The 15,835-nt window shown below is 70.5% G+C and carries 12 protein-coding genes and 1 pseudogene; 5 read left to right on the top strand and 8 right to left on the bottom strand.

What is annotated here, in order from left to right:
- The first annotated feature begins 30 nt into the window (after positions 1-30).
- Together G3I40_RS13635 and G3I40_RS13630 are read left to right on the top strand one after the other, a co-directional pair.
- Positions 31-783: a CoA pyrophosphatase gene (locus tag G3I40_RS13635; protein ID WP_203643999.1), complete on the top strand. Its 753-nt coding sequence runs from the start codon at positions 31-33 to the stop codon at positions 781-783.
- Between the two features lie 94 nt (positions 784-877).
- Positions 878-2,077 (top strand): MarP family serine protease, encoded by a 1,200-nt coding sequence (locus G3I40_RS13630; protein ID WP_164302421.1) that lies wholly within the window; start codon positions 878-880, stop codon positions 2,075-2,077.
- A gap of 40 nt (positions 2,078-2,117) precedes the next feature.
- On the opposite strand, the gene G3I40_RS47125 is transcribed toward G3I40_RS13630, so the two are convergent.
- From G3I40_RS47125 to G3I40_RS13605, 6 genes are all read right to left on the bottom strand, one after another.
- On the bottom strand, positions 2,118-2,303 hold the full coding sequence (locus tag G3I40_RS47125) for a hypothetical protein (RefSeq protein ID WP_239091715.1): 186 nt from the start codon (positions 2,301-2,303) through the stop codon (positions 2,118-2,120).
- A gap of 105 nt (positions 2,304-2,408) precedes the next feature.
- Positions 2,409-3,362, bottom strand: a complete 954-nt coding sequence (locus G3I40_RS13625) for an alpha/beta hydrolase (RefSeq protein WP_164302420.1) — start codon at positions 3,360-3,362, stop codon at positions 2,409-2,411.
- Entirely contained in the window at positions 3,359-3,868 is a 510-nt protein-coding gene (locus G3I40_RS13620; RefSeq protein ID WP_164302419.1) for a phage holin family protein, read from the bottom strand. Before G3I40_RS13620 ends, G3I40_RS13625 begins: the two co-directional genes overlap by 4 nt.
- A gap of 45 nt (positions 3,869-3,913) precedes the next feature.
- Positions 3,914-5,314 (bottom strand): Na+/H+ antiporter NhaA, encoded by a 1,401-nt coding sequence (gene nhaA, locus G3I40_RS13615; protein WP_164302418.1) that lies wholly within the window; start codon positions 5,312-5,314, stop codon positions 3,914-3,916.
- 206 nt (positions 5,315-5,520) lie between these two features.
- Positions 5,521-7,476 carry an acetate--CoA ligase gene (gene acs / locus G3I40_RS13610; protein WP_343244922.1) on the bottom strand — a complete coding sequence of 652 codons (1,956 nt, stop codon included), beginning with the start codon at positions 7,474-7,476 and terminating at the stop codon, positions 5,521-5,523.
- A gap of 206 nt (positions 7,477-7,682) precedes the next feature.
- On the bottom strand, positions 7,683-10,079 hold the full coding sequence (locus G3I40_RS13605) for a bifunctional SulP family inorganic anion transporter/carbonic anhydrase (protein ID WP_164302416.1): 2,397 nt from the start codon (positions 10,077-10,079) through the stop codon (positions 7,683-7,685).
- A gap of 335 nt (positions 10,080-10,414) precedes the next feature.
- On the opposite strand from G3I40_RS13605, the gene G3I40_RS13600 reads away from it, so the two are divergent.
- Positions 10,415-11,710 carry a hypothetical protein gene (locus G3I40_RS13600; RefSeq protein ID WP_164302415.1) on the top strand — a complete coding sequence of 432 codons (1,296 nt, stop codon included), beginning with the start codon at positions 10,415-10,417 and terminating at the stop codon, positions 11,708-11,710.
- 6 nt (positions 11,711-11,716) lie between these two features.
- On the opposite strand, the gene G3I40_RS13595 is transcribed toward G3I40_RS13600, so the two are convergent.
- Entirely contained in the window at positions 11,717-12,697 is a 981-nt protein-coding gene (locus G3I40_RS13595) for an ATP-binding protein (protein ID WP_164302414.1), read from the bottom strand.
- A gap of 101 nt (positions 12,698-12,798) precedes the next feature.
- On the opposite strand from G3I40_RS13595, the gene G3I40_RS13590 reads away from it, so the two are divergent.
- Complete coding sequence (locus G3I40_RS13590) at positions 12,799-13,623, top strand: Fic family protein (RefSeq protein WP_164302413.1); 825 nt, start codon at positions 12,799-12,801, stop codon at positions 13,621-13,623.
- 356 nt (positions 13,624-13,979) lie between these two features.
- On the opposite strand, the gene G3I40_RS13585 is transcribed toward G3I40_RS13590, so the two are convergent.
- Positions 13,980-14,831 (bottom strand): HAD-IB family hydrolase, encoded by an 852-nt coding sequence (locus tag G3I40_RS13585; RefSeq protein WP_164302412.1) that lies wholly within the window; start codon positions 14,829-14,831, stop codon positions 13,980-13,982.
- A gap of 567 nt (positions 14,832-15,398) precedes the next feature.
- Here G3I40_RS13585 and G3I40_RS13580 point away from each other — a divergent pair.
- A pseudogene (locus tag G3I40_RS13580) lies at positions 15,399-15,835 on the top strand (septum formation initiator); the annotation flags it as partial.

Genomic DNA, 15,835 nt, shown 5'->3' with positions numbered 1-15,835 from the left:
GCGAATCACGACAGGTACGGGGGCGGCGGGATGAAGCACGTGAGCGAGATCGACGGGACGGGCAGGACCGGCGGCGCCGGTGACACCGGCGGGACGGGCGGCGCCCCGCCGGTCCCGGACGTCACGCTGCGCACGGAGGGCCTGCCCGACTGGCTGGCCCCGGTCGCGGACGCGGCCCGCACGGTCCGCGGCGACCAGCTGAGCCGCTTCCTGCCCCCGAAGAGCGGCGCGGGCCGCCAGTCCGCGGTCCTCGTCCTGTTCGGCGAGGGCGCGCGCGGCCCCGAGCTCCTGCTGATGGAGCGCTCGGGCTCGCTCAGATCGCACGCGGGCCAGCCCTCCTTCCCCGGCGGCGCCCTCGACCCGGAGGACGGCGACCCGCGCACCGAGGGCCCGCTGCGCGCCGCCCTGCGGGAGGCCTGGGAGGAGACGGGCCTGGACCCGAGGGGCGTCCAGCTCTTCGGAGTGCTGCCGAAGCTGTACATCCCGGTGAGCGGATTCGTCGTCACGCCCGTACTGGGATGGTGGCGGGTGCCCACGCCCGTCGCCGCGGTCGACCCGGCGGAGACGGCCCGCGTCTTCACCGTGCCCGTGGCGGATCTCACGGACCCGGCCCACCGGGCGACGACCGTCCACCCGAGCGGCCACCAGGGCCCCGCCTTCCTCGTGGAATCCGCGCTGGTGTGGGGCTTCACGGCCGGCGTGATCGACCGGATCCTGCACTACGCGGGGTGGGAGCGCCCCTGGGACCGGGAGAAGACGGTCCCACTCGACTGGCGCACATGACAGGGTGGGCCCCGTGCCGGGCCGCCTCGGGGACCGCACCCGGGACCCGGGCACGGAAGTGGAAACCTGCGATGCGAGGCGAGGCCTGAATTCGGTGAACGTGCTGGACATCCTGCTGCTCGCCGCCGCCGTCTGGTTTGCGATCGTGGGCTACCGCCAGGGCTTCGTCGTCGGCATCCTGTCGGTGATCGGCTTCCTGGGCGGCGGTCTCGTCGCGGTCTACGCGCTGCCCGTCATCTGGGGCGCGGCCACCGACGACGCCGAGGTCACCACGACCGTCACGGTCGTCGCCGTGGCCGTCGTGATCGTCTGCGCCTCGGTCGGCCAGGCCTTCACCACCCACTTGGGCAACAAGCTGCGCCGGTACATCACCTGGTCCCCGGCGCGCGCGCTCGACGCGTCGGGCGGCGCCGCGGTCAACGTGGCGGCGATGCTCCTGGTCGCCTGGCTGATAGGTTCCGCCCTCGCCGGTACGACGCTGCCCACGCTCGGCAAGGAAGTCCGCAGTTCGAAAGTGCTGCTCGGGGTCTCCCAGGCGTTGCCGACCCAGGCCGACACCTGGTTCGCGGATTTCTCCTCCACTCTTGCGCAGAACGGTTTCCCCCAGGTCTTCAGCCCGTTCGCCAACGAGCCGATCACCGAGGTCGCGCCCCCCGACCCCGCCCTGGCGAACAGCCGGGTCGCCCGGACCGCCCAGCGTTCGATCGTCAAGGTCGTGGGCCAGGCGCCCAGTTGTGGCAAGGTCCTGGAGGGCACCGGCTTCGTCTTCTCCGACCGCCGCGTCATGACCAACGCGCACGTGGTCGGCGGCGTCGACGAGCCGACCGTGCAGATCGGCGGCGAAGGCATCAAGTACGACGCGAAGGTCGTGCTCTACGACTGGAAGCGCGACATCGCCGTCCTGGACGTGCCGGCACTGAAGGCACCCCCGCTCCGGTTCACGGCGGCGGACGCGGAGCGCGGCGGCGGCGCGATCGTCGCGGGCTTCCCGGAGAACGGCGCGTACGACGTGCGTCCCGCACGCGTGCGCGGCCGCATCTCGGCCGACGGCCCGGACATCTACCACCGCGGCACGGTCAAGCGTGACGTGTACTCGCTGTACGCGACGGTCCGTCAGGGCAACTCCGGCGGCCCGCTGCTGACCCCCGACGGCCGGGTCTACGGCGTGGTCTTCGCCAAGTCCCTGGACGACGCGGACACGGGGTACGCCCTGTCGGGAGACGAGATCCGCACCGACATCACCCAGGGCCGTACCGCGGTCCAGCAAGTGGACACGGACGCCTGCGCCTTGTGAGGTGACCCGCCGTGCCTCGTGAGGTGATCCGCGGGGTCGCTCAGGTGCGGCCGCTGTGCCGCAGCCGCGCGGACACCCACCGGGCCCGGCGTCGCAGAATGTGCGGAATACCCAGATGGGGATCGTGCGCCGGATTCCCCTCCGGCGCCCCCCTCCGGGGAGAGCCCAGCGTCATCGCTGGGCGGCTGTTGCGTGCTGCGTCACTGTAGTCGTGCGTCCAGCCCATACCTCGACGTCTGCCCGGGCCCCATGGTCGGTAATCACCCCCACGGTCCCCAAATTGGCGTATGCGCCAGGCATTTGGCTGTTCGTAGGACAGGCGTTCCCGCGGCTACCGGTCGGGCTCGGGATCCTTCAGCCAGTTCACCAGCTCCGTGGAGAAGGCGACGGGATCCTCCTCCTGCGGGAAGTGCCCGAGACCGTCGAACAGGCGCCAGCGGTACGGGGCTTCGACGTACTCGCCGGAGCCCGCCGCGCTGCGCGTGCGCATCACCGGATCGAGCGAGCCGTGCAGGTGCAGCGTGGGCACCCGCACCGGCCGCTTCATCCGCCGGTTGAACTGGATGCCGTCCGGCCGGGCCATCGAGCGCACCATCCACCGGTACGGCTCGATCGCGCAGTGGGCCGTCGACGGGATGGTCATGGCGCGCCGGTACGTCTCGACGCTCTCGTCGTCGGGCTGGTGCGGGCCCGACCATTCCCGTACCAGCTTGCCCACCAACGCCGCGTCGTCCGCGACCAGTTGACGCTCCGGCAGCCACGGCCGCTGGAAGCCCCAGACGTAGGACCCGGCTGTGGTCTGCTTGACGTCCGAGAGCATGGCCGAGCGCCAGCGCCGCGGGTGCGGCATCGACGCCACCGCGAGCCGGCGCACCAGCTTGGGGCGCATCACGGCCGCGGTCCAGGCGAGGTAGCCGCCGAGATCGTGCCCGACGAGTGCCGCGTCGTGCTCGCCGAGCGAACGCACGACACCGGTGATGTCGAGCGCGAGGTTCGCCGGGTCGTAACCCCGCGGCGTGCGGTCGCTGCCGCCCACACCCCGCAGGTCCATGGCCACCGCCCGGAAGCCCGCGTCGGCGAGCGCGCCGAGTTGGTGGCGCCACGTCCACCAGAACTGCGGGAAGCCGTGCAGCAGCAGCACCAGCGGCCCGTCACCGGTCTCCGCGATGTGGAAGCGGGCGCCGTTGGCCGCGACGTCCCGGTGGATCACCTCGTGTCCGCCGGGGATGTCCAGGCGCACGACAGAGGAGGGCGGTTGGGCCGAAGGTGTGGCGGGGTCCGTCATGAGGACGAGCGTGCCACAGCCTCGATGGCCTCGGGGACACGGTCGCCGGCCGTCACCTGACGGGGGTGCGGCTTGGCGTTCTGCAGTACGCCCGCCGACTCCTTGACCGAGGCGGCGACCTTCTGCGGCCCCTTGCCCTTCTTGGCCTTCTTGGCGAAGACGGTGCCGATGAGGGCGAGCAGGCCGGCGAGGACCACGCTCGCGGCGAAGGAGAGCAGGAAGCACCAGGCGAGGTTCCAGCCGCCGTTGCCGTTGTGCCCGCCGGTCCAGGTGTTGATGCCGTACGCGAGAGCGAAGCTCAGCATCGGCAGCGAGAAGATCAGCACCATCAGTGCCGCCGAGAAGGCGCCACCGCTCGCCGCGCCCTTCTTCACGTCACGCTTGAGCTGCGCCTTCGCGAGGGCGATCTCATCGTGCACCAGTGCGGACATCTCGGTCGTCGCCGAGGCGAACAGCTGGCCGATGCTGCGTTCGGCGCCGACCGGGCTGTCGTCGGGTGCGCTCATCGCGTACTCCCTCTGTTTTCCTGTAGAAGCGGGCTTGATGTCAGATCATGCCGGACGCTCGTCCCCGTCGCTTGCCCCGGCCGCCGCTTCGGCAAGCCTGCGGTGCTCCGCGGCCTTCTTCTCGTAGATCTCGGCCATCCGCTGGTGGTACTCCGGCTTGTCCTTCTCGTAGATGTCGGGGATGCCGTCGAGGTCGTCGTCGCGCTCCTCCTCCTCCCACAGCGCCCGGTACTTGGCGTTGCGCATCTTCAGCAGTACGCCGCTGAGGACGGCCGCGATCAACGAGCCGATCAGCACCGCCGCCTTGCCCTCGGCGGTGAGCGTGGCGTCGCCGTCGAAGGCGAGTTCGTCGATCAGGAGGGAGACGGTGAAGCCGATGCCGGCGAGCGAGGCCACCGCGAAGACGTCCGGCCAGGCCAGCTCGTCCGACAGCGACGCCTTGGTGAACCGTGCCGTCAGCCACGTACCGCCGAAGATGCCGACCGCCTTGCCGACGACGAGACCGAGCACGATGCCCAGCGTCTCCGGCCGGGTGAAGACGTCCCCGACCGCCCCGCCCGACACCACGACCCCGGCGCTGAACAGGGCGAACAGCGGCACCGCGAAGCCGGCGGACAGCGGCCGCACCAGGTGCTCGATGTGCTCGCCGGGGGACTGCCGCTCGCCCTCCTCTCTGTGACAGCGCAGCATCAGGCCCATGGCGACACCGGCGATGGTGGCGTGGATGCCGCTGTTGTACATCAGGGCCCAGATGACGAGGGCGAGCGGGACGTAGAGGTACCAGCCGCGCACGCGCTTGCGCGTCAGCAGGTAGAAGACGCCGAGCCCGACGACCGCGCCGGCCAGCGCGGCGAAGTTGATGTCGCTGGTGAAGAAGACCGCGATGATCAGGATCGCGAAGAGGTCGTCGACGACGGCGAGGGTGAGCAGGAAGGCCCGCAGCGCGCTCGGCAGCGACGTACCGAGGACGGCGAGGACGGCGAGCGCGAACGCGATGTCGGTCGCGGTCGGCACGGCCCAGCCGTCCATCGCGCCGTCGCCGACCACGTTGACCACGGTGTAGACGAGCGCGGGCACCGCCATGCCGCAGACCGCGGCGATGACCGGGAGGGCGGCCGCCTTGGGGTCGCGCAGATCGCCGGCGACGAGTTCGCGCTTGAGCTCGATGCCCGCGACGAAGAAGAAGACGGCGAGCAGTCCGTCGGCGGCCCAGTGCTGCAGGGAGAGGTCGAGACCGAGCGAGGCCGGGCCGAGGTGGAAGTGGCTGACCGTCTCGTAACTGTGTCGCAGGGCGGGCACGTTCGCCCAGACGAGGGCGGCGATCGCGGCGACGAGCAGCAGCACGCCGCCGACCGTCTCGGCCCGTAGCGCGTTGGCCACGAAATTGCGCTCGGGCAGGGTGAGCCGGCCGAGTGCCTTGCGGTCGTTCTTGCTGGGCGCGCTCACGCGTGAAACCTCCGGTCAGGTACGGCTGATACCTACGCCGACCAGACTTCCCGGCACACCCTGTGGACTTCCTGTCGCGTCCTTGACGCGGCCTTCACCCTACCGGGTGTACGCGCGGGCGTACCTGGTGATCGTCACGATACGCACGAAACGGGCACCCGGCTCGCTCGTCGGGTGCCCGTTCCGTGGTCGCGCGGGTGCGCGGATCAGTCCTCGCTGGGTGCCGCCGGCAGCTTGGTCTGGATGAGGTCCATGACGGATGAGTCGGCGAGGGTGGTGACGTCGCCGACCGCGCGGTTCTCCGCGACGTCGCGCAGCAGGCGGCGCATGATCTTGCCGGAGCGGGTCTTGGGCAGCTCGGCGACGGGCAGGACGCGCTTGGGCTTGGCGATCGGGCCGAGCACGGAGCCGACGTGGTTGCGCAGGTCGGCGACGAGGGACTCGTCCTCCGCGTTCGCGGTGCCGCGCAGGATCACGAAGGCGACGATCGCCTGTCCGGTGGTCTCGTCGTTGGCGCCGACGACGGCGGCCTCGGCGACGGCCGGGTGCGAGACGAGCGCGGACTCGACCTCGGTGGTCGAGATGTTGTGCCCGGACACGAGCATGACGTCGTCGACCCGGCCGAGCAGCCAGATGTCGCCGTCGTCGTCCTTCTTCGCGCCGTCACCGGCGAAGTACTTGCCCTCGAAACGCGACCAGTAGGTGTCGATGAACCGCTGGTCGTCGCCCCAGATGGTGCGCAGCATCGACGGCCACGGCTCGGTGAGGACGAGGTAGCCGCCTCCGCCGTCGGGCACTTCGTGGGCCTCGTCGTCGACGACGGTCGCCGAGATGCCGGGCAGTGCCCGCTGGGCCGAGCCCGGCTTGGTCTCGGTGACGCCGGGCAGCGGCGAGATCATGATCGCGCCGGTCTCGGTCTGCCACCAGGTGTCCACGATGGGCGCCTTGTCGCCGCCGATGTTCTTGCGGTACCAGACCCAGGCCTCGGGGTTGATCGGCTCACCGACCGACCCGAGGACGCGCAGGCTGGACAGGTCGAACTTCGCGGGGATGTCGTCGCCCCACTTCATGAACGTACGGATCGCGGTCGGGGCGGTGTAGAGGATCGTGACGCCGTACTTCTGCACGATCTCCCAGAACCGGCCCTGGTGCGGGGTGTCCGGGGTGCCCTCGTAGATGACCTGGGTGGCGCCGTTGGAGAGCGGCCCGTACGTGATGTAGGAGTGCCCGGTGACCCAGCCGATGTCGGCGGTGCACCAGTACACGTCGCTCTCGGGCTTCAGGTCGAAGACCGCGTGGTGGGTGTAGGACGCCTGGGTGAGGTAGCCGCCGGAGGTGTGCAGGATGCCCTTCGGCTTCCCCGTCGTCCCGGACGTGTACAGGATGAACAGCGGCTGCTCGGCGTCGAAGGCCTGCGGCGCGTGCTCGGCCGACTGGCGGGCGACGACCTCGTGCCACCACAGGTCGCGGCCCTCGGTCCAGGCGACGTCCTGCCCGGTGCGGCGCACGACGAGGACCCGCTCCACCGAGACGCGGGTGAGGGCCTCGTCGACGGCGGGCTTGAGCGCGGAGGGCTTGCCGCGGCGGTAGCCGCCGTCGGAGGTGATGACGACCTTGGCGTCGGCGTCCTCGATGCGCTTGGCGATCGCGTCGGCGGAAAAGCCCCCGAAGACGACGGAGTGCGCGGCGCCGATGCGGGCGCAGGCCAGCATCGAGATGACGGCTTCGGGGATCATCGGCAGGTAGACGGCGACCCGGTCGCCGGCCTGGACGCCCAGTTCGGTCAGCGCGTTCGCGGCCCGGCTGACCTCGTCCTTGAGCTCGGCGTAGGTGATCGCGCGGCTGTCGCCCGGCTCGCCTTCGAAGTGGATGGCGACCCGGTCGCCGTTGCCGGCCTCGACGTGCCGGTCGACGCAGTTGTACGCGACGTTCAGCGTGCCGTCGGCGAACCACTTCGCGAACGGCGGGTTCGACCAGTCCAGCGTCTCGGTCGGCTCGCTGGCCCAGGTCAGCCGGCGGGCCTGCTCGGCCCAGAAACCGAGCCGGTCAGCCTTGGCCTGCTCGTACGCCTCGGCCGTGACGTTGGCGTGCGCGGCCAGATCGGCCGGCGGCGCGAAGCGTCGCTCCTCCTTCAAGAGGTTGGCCAGGCTTTCGTTGCTCACGACATCTCCCTTACGGTGCTTTGCCGGGGCGACCGTTGTGTCCCAGCCCACAGCTCATCAGACGCCGACCCCTGGTGACAAGGGGGGTCGGCGAATTGGTTTAGACCTGTAGGGCGACCTGTAGGGCGACGGGTGGTGGCTCCCGGCCGTGATCGGCGGGGAGCCACACGTTCTCACCCGTGACACGCGGGTGGGCAGGGGCCGGTTCAGGCCCGCGCGGCGCCGCTGACGTCGCTGACTTCGCTGACGCCACTGGCGTCGCTGTCCTCGAAGGAGGTCGCCGCGACCTGACCGAACACCGGGTCCGAGTCCTGCAGCAGATACGCCTGCGCCTCACCGACGTGGAAGTACATCCCGTGCAGTTCGAGCGCACCCTGCTCCAGGGCGCGGGCCACCGACTCGTGCGCCCGCAAGTGCTCCAACTGCTGGACGACATTGGTCAGGCAGAGCTGCTCGACCGCGTCGGCGGGCGCCCGCCCGGCCAGCCGCGCCCACGGGAGTCCGTCGTCGGCCACGCGCGCCAGGCTCGGCATCCCGTGCCGCAGCCACCTCTTGAGCGGAGTGAGCGCGCCGGACCCCTCGGCGGGTGGGCTGCTCAGCAGCGCCTGCATGGCCCCGCATCCGGAGTGCCCGCACACGGTGATCGACCGGACCTTCAGCACGTCCACGGCGTACTCGATGGCTGCCGCGACCGAGTCGTCGCCGCTCTCGGCGCCGGGCAGGGGGACGAGGTTGCCCACGTTCCGTACGACGAAGAGGTCGCCGGGGCCGCTGGACGTGATCATCGACGTGACGAGCCGCGAGTCGGCGCAGGTCAGGAACAGCTGCGTGGGCTGCTGCCCTTCTCTCGCCAGCCGTGCCAGCTCCCCGCGGACCAGGGGAGCCGTGTTGCGCTGGAACGCGCTGATCCCACTGGCCAGTTGATGCCCGCCGCGCCGCGGCTCGGCGGCCTCGGGGGCGTGCGCGTGCGGCCGGTCGCAGTGGTGGTTGCGCCAGGGCGTCCAGGGCCGGCAGCAGGTGTGGCTCGCGCGCGCGGGCTCGGCGATACGGCTCCCGGAACGCCCGGTCATCTCCACCCGTCCGCCCTGCGACGCGTGCGACTTCTGCCAGTCCTGCAGGGCCTCGTACGCGGCATGGTCCATGAAGGACCCGTCCAACTCCACGACACAGTCCGCCCCGTGGGGCACCTGGTGCAGCACCCGGCTCAGCCGCGGCACGGCGAGGAACGTCAACTGCCCGCGCACGCGCACGTGGTGGACACCCTCGCGGTCCTCCTCGTGCGTGATGCGGGTGCGCGCGAGGCGGTGCAGTGCGACACCGACGGCGACCGCGACCCCGAGCCCCACGCCTTCCAGGACGCCGAACACGACGACACCGAGGGTGGTCACGACGTACACCAGGACCTCACGGTGGCGGGTGACCGTGCGGATGTGGTTCAGGGACACCATCTGGATGCCGACCGCCATCACCAGGGCGGCGAGCGAGGCGAGCGGGATCAGCTCCAGGACGGGGACCAGGAACAGCGTGGCCGCTACTACCCAAACGCCGTGCAGCATCGTGGAGTTCCGGCTCACGCCGCCCGCGTTCACGTTCGCCGCCGAGCGCACGGCGACACCGGCGACGGGCAGACCGCCGAGCGATCCGGACACGATGTTCGCGGCGCCCTGGCCGAGCAGTTCCCGGTCCAGGTTGGCACGGCGCATCCGGGGTGGCAGATCGGTCCGCTTGGTGGCCAGCTTGTCGGTGGCGACGGCCCCGAGCAGCGACTGCACGCTGCACACCAGGGTGGTCGTCAGCACGGCGGCGGCGATCCCGAGCACGGGCCCGTCCGGCAGCCCGGCCAGCGCGTGGCTGCTCCAGGACGGCAGGTCGACCTCGGGCAGGGTGAGGCCGAACACCGCGGTGACGACGGTCGCGGAGGTCACCGCGACGAGCGCCGCGGGCACCTTGCGCGTGAGGCGCCCGACGCGTCCCGGGATGCGCGGCCAGGCGAAGAGCACGGAGAGGGTGAGGGCGCTCATGCCCAGGGCGGCGGGATGCACGTTGGCCAACTGGGCGGGCAGCGCCGCGAGGTTGTCGAGGACCGCGCTCTCCGGGGTGCCGCCGAGGACGATGTGCAACTGGGCGACGGCGATGGTGATCCCGATCCCCGCGAGCATGCCGTGCACGACGGCGGGGCTGACGGCGAGCGCCGTGCGGGCCACCCGCAGGCAGCCGAGCCCGATCTGGGCGGCACCGGCCATCACGGTGATCGCGCAGGTGGTCCGCCAGCCGTAGCGCTGGATCAGCTCGGCGGTGACGACGGTCAGGCCTGCGGCGGGGCCGCTGACCTGGAGCGGGGCGCCACCCAGCAGGCCGACGACGAGCCCGCCGACGGCGGCCGCGACGAGCCCCGATTCGAGGGGTGCGCCGGTCGCCAGGGCGATGCCCAGCGAGAGGGGCAGTGCGATCAGGAAGACCGCGATGGACGCCGACAGGTCGGCGCCCGCGATGCGGAAGCGCCGGTGTGGCGGCGGTGGGGGACTGTGTGCGTGACGGGCGGCCTCTGTCGGCTCGTCCGTGCGGTCGGAGTCACTGGCGCGAGTGGGTACGCAGGCTGACATGTTTCCCGTCTCCTCCGGGGTGCAGCGCGGTCGCGGAATGTGGGGGACCCCGGGTGGTGGGAGGGGTCGATCGCGGCCGTGGTTCACGGCGTGCAGCGGCGGGATGAAAGTGACGCTCGGTAAATGGATCGTAATGCAGAGTAAAGTTTGTGGACGGATTTACCGGGCAAATGGGGCAATCATTCACTCCAGGGAGTGAATAAGAATCTTGGTCGGCTTGTCGTACAAGCATCACGGTGACCTCGTGCGACGTTGGCGGAGCCGCTCGCACAAAGCGGGCATTTCTCGCATTCACCGTCTTGTAGGCCGACTCCAAGGAAGTAGGTGGGCGGAAGATGGCCGCCACCCAGAGGATCGTCACCCTGAGGATCACCGCGGCCATCGCCGCCGCCGCGGCATGCGCCGCGGTCCTTGCCGGGTGCGCGAACAGCGAACAAGGCGCCGCGGGCGCCCCCAAGCAAGGCGCCCCGGGCCCGAAGAAGGCCGCGCCCGCCGCCCCCGGCAGCGTGCTGCGCCTGATCGGCGACGGCTCGACCGCGTACACCGGAACGCAGCCGCACCTGCCGAGGGCCGAGCGCCTCAGACCCGGCCAGAAGCCCCCGCAGTTCGTGGTCTTCTCCTGGGACGGCGCGGGCGAGGACAGCCAGAAGCTGTTCTCCCACTTCCGCAAGGTCGCCAAGGCCAACAACGCGACCATGACGTACTTCCTCAGCGGCGTGTACATGCTCCCCGAGGGCAAGGCGGACCTCTACCACGCGCCGCAGCACTCGCCGGGCCGCTCGGACATCGGCTTCAACGACGCCAAGGGAATCAAGGACACAGTCGACCAGCTGCGCGGCGCCTGGCTCGAGGGCAACGAGATCGGCACCCACTTCAACGGCCACTTCTGCGGCAAGGGCGGCGGCGTCGGCGAGTGGTCGGTCGCCGAGTGGAAGAGCGAGATCCAGCAGGCCAAGTCCTTCGTGAAGGGCTGGAAGACCAACACGGGCATGAAGAAGGCGGCCCCGCTGCCCTTCGACTACGACAAGGAGCTCATCGGCGCCCGCACGCCCTGCCTCGAAGGGCAGAAGAACTTCATGCGCGCGGCCTCCGAACTGGGCTTCCGCTACGACACCAGCGGCGTCAACAACCAGCTGTGGCCCAAGAAGAAGAACGGCCTGTGGGACCTGTCCATGCAGCTCGTCCCCTTCCGGGGCCACTCCTACGAGCAGCTGACCATGGACTACAACTTCATGGTCAACCAGTCGGGCACGGCGACGCAGGGCGACCCCGACAAGCAGCAGTACTGGGGAGACCAGATGCGCGACAGCCTGCTCGCGGGCTTCGACCGCGCCTACAAGGGCAACCGCGCCCCTCTGGTCATCGGCAACCACTTCGAGTCCTGGAACGGCGGCAACTACATGCGCGCCGTCGAGGAGACGGTCAAGGCGGTCTGCAGCAAGCCCGAGACCCGCTGCGTCTCCTTCCGCCAGCTCTCCGACTGGCTCGACGCGCAGGACCCGAAGACGCTGGCCAAGCTCACCGGCCTCGAGGTGGGGCAGGCGCCCGCGCAGGGCTGGGCGTCCTTCCTCACCGACAAGCCGGCCCCGGCCCCCAAGGGGGTGCCGGGCGCACCGGCCGCCAAGTCCTGAGGCCCGTCAGGCCGTTGCGGTGACGCTCTCCTGAAGGACGTAACCGGGGTCGACCTGAACTTCGAGGTCGGCCCCGGTCCTCTCGTTGCCCCAGCTCTGGGCGTTCTTCCGGTGGAAGTGCACCATCTGGCGCGTGTAGCGCTCCCAGTCGCGGGCCTCGTACGTCGCGTCGGCCGCGGCCTGAAGCGCCCGCAGGGCCGCCCTGTTGTCCTCCTCCAGGAGCGCGAAGCGCGGCGGCCGCCCCTTCTCCATGGCGCGCACCCAGTCCGAGTGCCCGACGGTGACGAGCAGGTCGTCCCCGACCTCGGAGCGCAGGAAGTCCAGGTCGTCCTCGCCCTGCACCTTGTTCCCCACGACCTTCAGCGCGACGCCGAAGTCCCGGGCGTACTCCTTGTACTGGCGATAGACCGAGACCCCCTTGCGCGTCGGCTCGGCGACCAGGAACGTCATGTCGAAGCGGGTGAACATGCCCGAGGCGAAGGAGTCGGAGCCCGCGGTCATGTCGACCACCACGTACTCGCCGCGGCCGTCGACGAGGTGATTCAGGCACAGCTCCACCGCTCCGGTCTTGGAGTGGTAGCAGGCGACACCGAGGTCGGCTTCGGTGAAGGGTCCGGTGACCATCAAACGCACGGCGTCGCCGTCGAGTTCCACGGGCCGGGCGCAGGCGTCGTACACGGGATTGTTCTCGCCGACGCGCAGCAGGCGGGAGCCCTCTCCGGGCGGTGTCGTCTTGATCATCGTGTCGGCCGAGGCGATCCGCGGGTTCGAGCCGCGCAGGTAGTCCTTGATGAGCGGCAGCCGCGCGCCCATGGCGGGCAGTTCGGCGGCGGCGTCCTCGTCGAGGCCGAGCGCGGGCCCGAGGTGCTGGTTGATGTCGGCGTCGACGGCGACGACCGGCGATCCGGTGGTGGCGAGGTGACGGATGAAGAGCGAGGACAGCGTGGTCTTGCCGCTGCCGCCCTTCCCCACGAAAGCGATCTTCATGTTCACCAAGGGTAGCGGCGTGATTGCTGTGCGTGTCCTTGCCGCGTGAAGAAGACCACTCCTTCGTGGGGCGCGGCCCTCCGGCCCGTAGGGTCGTACTCATGAGTACGACAGCCGACCCCCTTGCCGCGCTGGGCACGCTTCCCGGTGTGGGCGACTCCGTGGACTCCGTGCGCAAGGCGGTGGACCGGGTCTACGGGCACCGGGTCATGCGGCGCCGCAGCAATGAGGTCACCTCCGAGGCCGCGCTGCGCGGTGCGCGGGGCAGCGCGGCGCTGTCCGGCGCCGACTGGGCCCTCGAAGAGGTGCGGCGGCGGACCGACTTCAGCGGCGGGGGCGGCGACGGCGAGGCACGCACGGTCGGCGCCGCCCTGCGGCTGACCGCAGAGGCCGGCCAACTCCTGTCCATCTGGCGGCAGTCGCCACTACGGGTGCTCGCGCGCCTGCATCTGGTCGCGGCCGCCGATCAGGGGGGCGCTGTGGGTCGGCCGCGCACGCCGGGCGAGCCGGTCGACGAGCCGCTCATCGAGCTTGCGCTGCCGGACGCGGACGAGGTGGCGGGCCGCCTGGAGGGGCTCTCGCAGCTGATCATCGCGGGGAGTTCGGCCCCCGCCCTGGTGAGCGCCGCCGTGGTGCACGGCGAACTCCTCGCGCTGCGCCCCTTCGGTTCGCACAACGGCCTGGTCGCCCGCGCCGCCGAGCGCATCGTCCTGGTGGGCTCCGGTCTCGACCCGAAGTCGATCTGCCCCGCGGAGGTCGGTCACGCGGAGCGGGGGCGCGCGGCGTACGTGGCCGCGCTCGAAGGTTATGTGTCCGGTACGCCGGAGGGGATGGCCGCGTGGATCGCCCACTGCGGCAAGGCCGTCGAGCTCGGCGTGCGGGAGTCGACCGCGGTGTGCGAGGCGCTGCAGCGCGGCGCCGCGTAAAGGCCTCCGCAAAGGGGTGCGGCGGTACGAGTTCTCGTACCGCCGCTGGCATGATGCGCCGGGTTACCAAGCGTCCTCGAAGTGTTGCCCATCAGGTCGGGACGTGTGCCCGTCACCTGGTGCGGCTGGCCCGTAATCGACGGGTCGACGTCGCGTGGGTGCCCGGTGTTCATGCTTCGGTCCGTGGGGCCTTGGTTGCGGTTGAAGGTGATCCTCTCGGATGTCCCTGGTCTCGCGGGCCGTTGACTCCTTTGTACTCCTCCCCTGGAGGAAGCGGAAGTCCTGGCTGCACTTCTTTACTTTTAGGTTCAATAAGGGGCGAATCGGGCGCCCATTTCCGGGGTGCCGCCGGGGCTTCAACGCGAGGCGGCCGGTGCGCGGCGCCGACTGGCGTACCAGACCAGGCCCGCGGTGGCAGCCGCGGCGCCCACCGCGGCCGCCACGACCAGGGCCGGACGGGACGGCGCGGAGAGGTTCGGCAGCCGCTGCTTGAGCCGCACCGGCTTGTGGAAGTCGAGAATCGGCCATTCCCGCGCGAGAGCCTCGCGGCGCAGGGTCCGGTCCGGATTGACCGCGTGCGGATGTCCGACGGCGCTCAGCATCGGCAGGTCCGTCGCCGAGTCGCTGTACGCGTAGCAGCGCGCGAGGTCGTACCCCTCGGACCGCGCGAGTTCCTTGACGGCCTCCGCCTTCGTCGGCCCGTACGCGTAGTACTCCACCTCGCCCGTGAAGCAGCCGTCCTCGCCGACGACCATGCGCGTGGCCACCACCCGGTCGGCACCCAGCAGCTCGCCGATCGGCTCGACGACCTCGGCGCCCGAGGTGGAGACGATGACGACGTCACGTCCGGCCGTGTGGTGCTCCTCGATGAGGGACGCCGCTTCGTCGTAGATGATCGGGTCGATCAGGTCGTGCAGCGTCTCGGCGACGATCTCCTTCACCTGCCGCACGTTCCAGCCGCGGCACAGCGCCGACAGGTACGCGCGCATCCGCTCCATCTGGTCGTGGTCGGCACCCCCGGCGAGGAAGACGAACTGCGCGTACGCGGTACGCAGCACGGCCCTGCGGTTGATCAGCCCGCCTTGGTAGAACGACTTGGAGAAGGTGAGCGTGCTCGACTTAGCGATGACGGTCTTGTCCAGGTCAAAGAACGCCGCCGTGCGGGGCATGGAGTGCGTCAAGGAGTGGTTTTCCACGAGGTTGAGCATAGGCGCCCACCATTCGGCGTAAGGTGTGGCGCGTGGGTTTGCCTGAGAAGGCTCTCGGGTACACCATGGAAGTCACGGATCGTTCGCGACCGTGCTAACCCGGTCTGGCTCCTCCCCCCCCGAGTCGGACCGTGGGGACGACCCCCGCTCTCCCCCCCGGCGGGGGTCGTCGCATGTCCGGACCCGTTTTCGGGTCCTTTTTTCTTGCCTCGGCGCCCCCGATTCCCGTGCTGAGTACGGGAGTTGGCGCGCCGCGCAGATGTCACTCTCCGTGACCGTGGGGCTGCTCTGCGGAGATCTCGGCCCGCCTTCCACGGCCTCACCGGTATGGGTGAGGGGGATATTCACAACCCTTCTCGCGTCCACAGTTATTGACCAAGATCCACATGATTTCCGGGATCGCTGCACGGTGATTCCGCACGCGAAGTTCGGATCGGTGTTCATGGCCGGTTCGTTATGGCCGGACGGTGATGAGACGGCCGGTATTCGGCGCCTGTCGCGCCGCTGCTTCGCGGGCGGATCGGATCGTCCGCGGGTGCGGGCGAGTGCGGAGAGGGGGATCGGACCGTGACGGGAGTCATTGCGTCGGACGCGCGGGGTGCGCGGCGCGCGCCGTTGATCGTGACGGAGGACGTGGACCTGCTGGACGACCTGCTGCGCCTGTGCGCGGCGGCGGGAGTGCGGCCCGAGGTCGGACATGGAGTACCGGAGGGCAGGGGGTGCTGGGAGGCGGCGCCGTTGGTCCTGGTCGGGGACGACGCCGCGGGGCGGCTGCGCGGGGTGACCCGACGGCGTGGCGTCGTCCTGGTTGGGCGGGATCAGGACGATTCCGGGGTGTGGAAGCGGGCTGTGGAGATCGGCGCCGACCACGTGCTGATGCTCCCGGACGGCGAGCAGTGGCTGATGGACCGGATCGCCGACGTCGTCGAGGGCGTGGGCCGGCCCGCGACGACCGTCGGGGTGATCGGTGGCCGCGGCGGGGCGGGCGCCTCGACCCTGGCGTG

The sequence above is a fragment of the Streptomyces sp. SID14478 genome (genome assembly GCF_010548525.1).
GTDB lineage: Bacteria > Actinomycetota > Actinomycetes > Streptomycetales > Streptomycetaceae > Streptomyces.
This window is presented reverse-complemented; position numbering and strand designations above follow the sequence as displayed.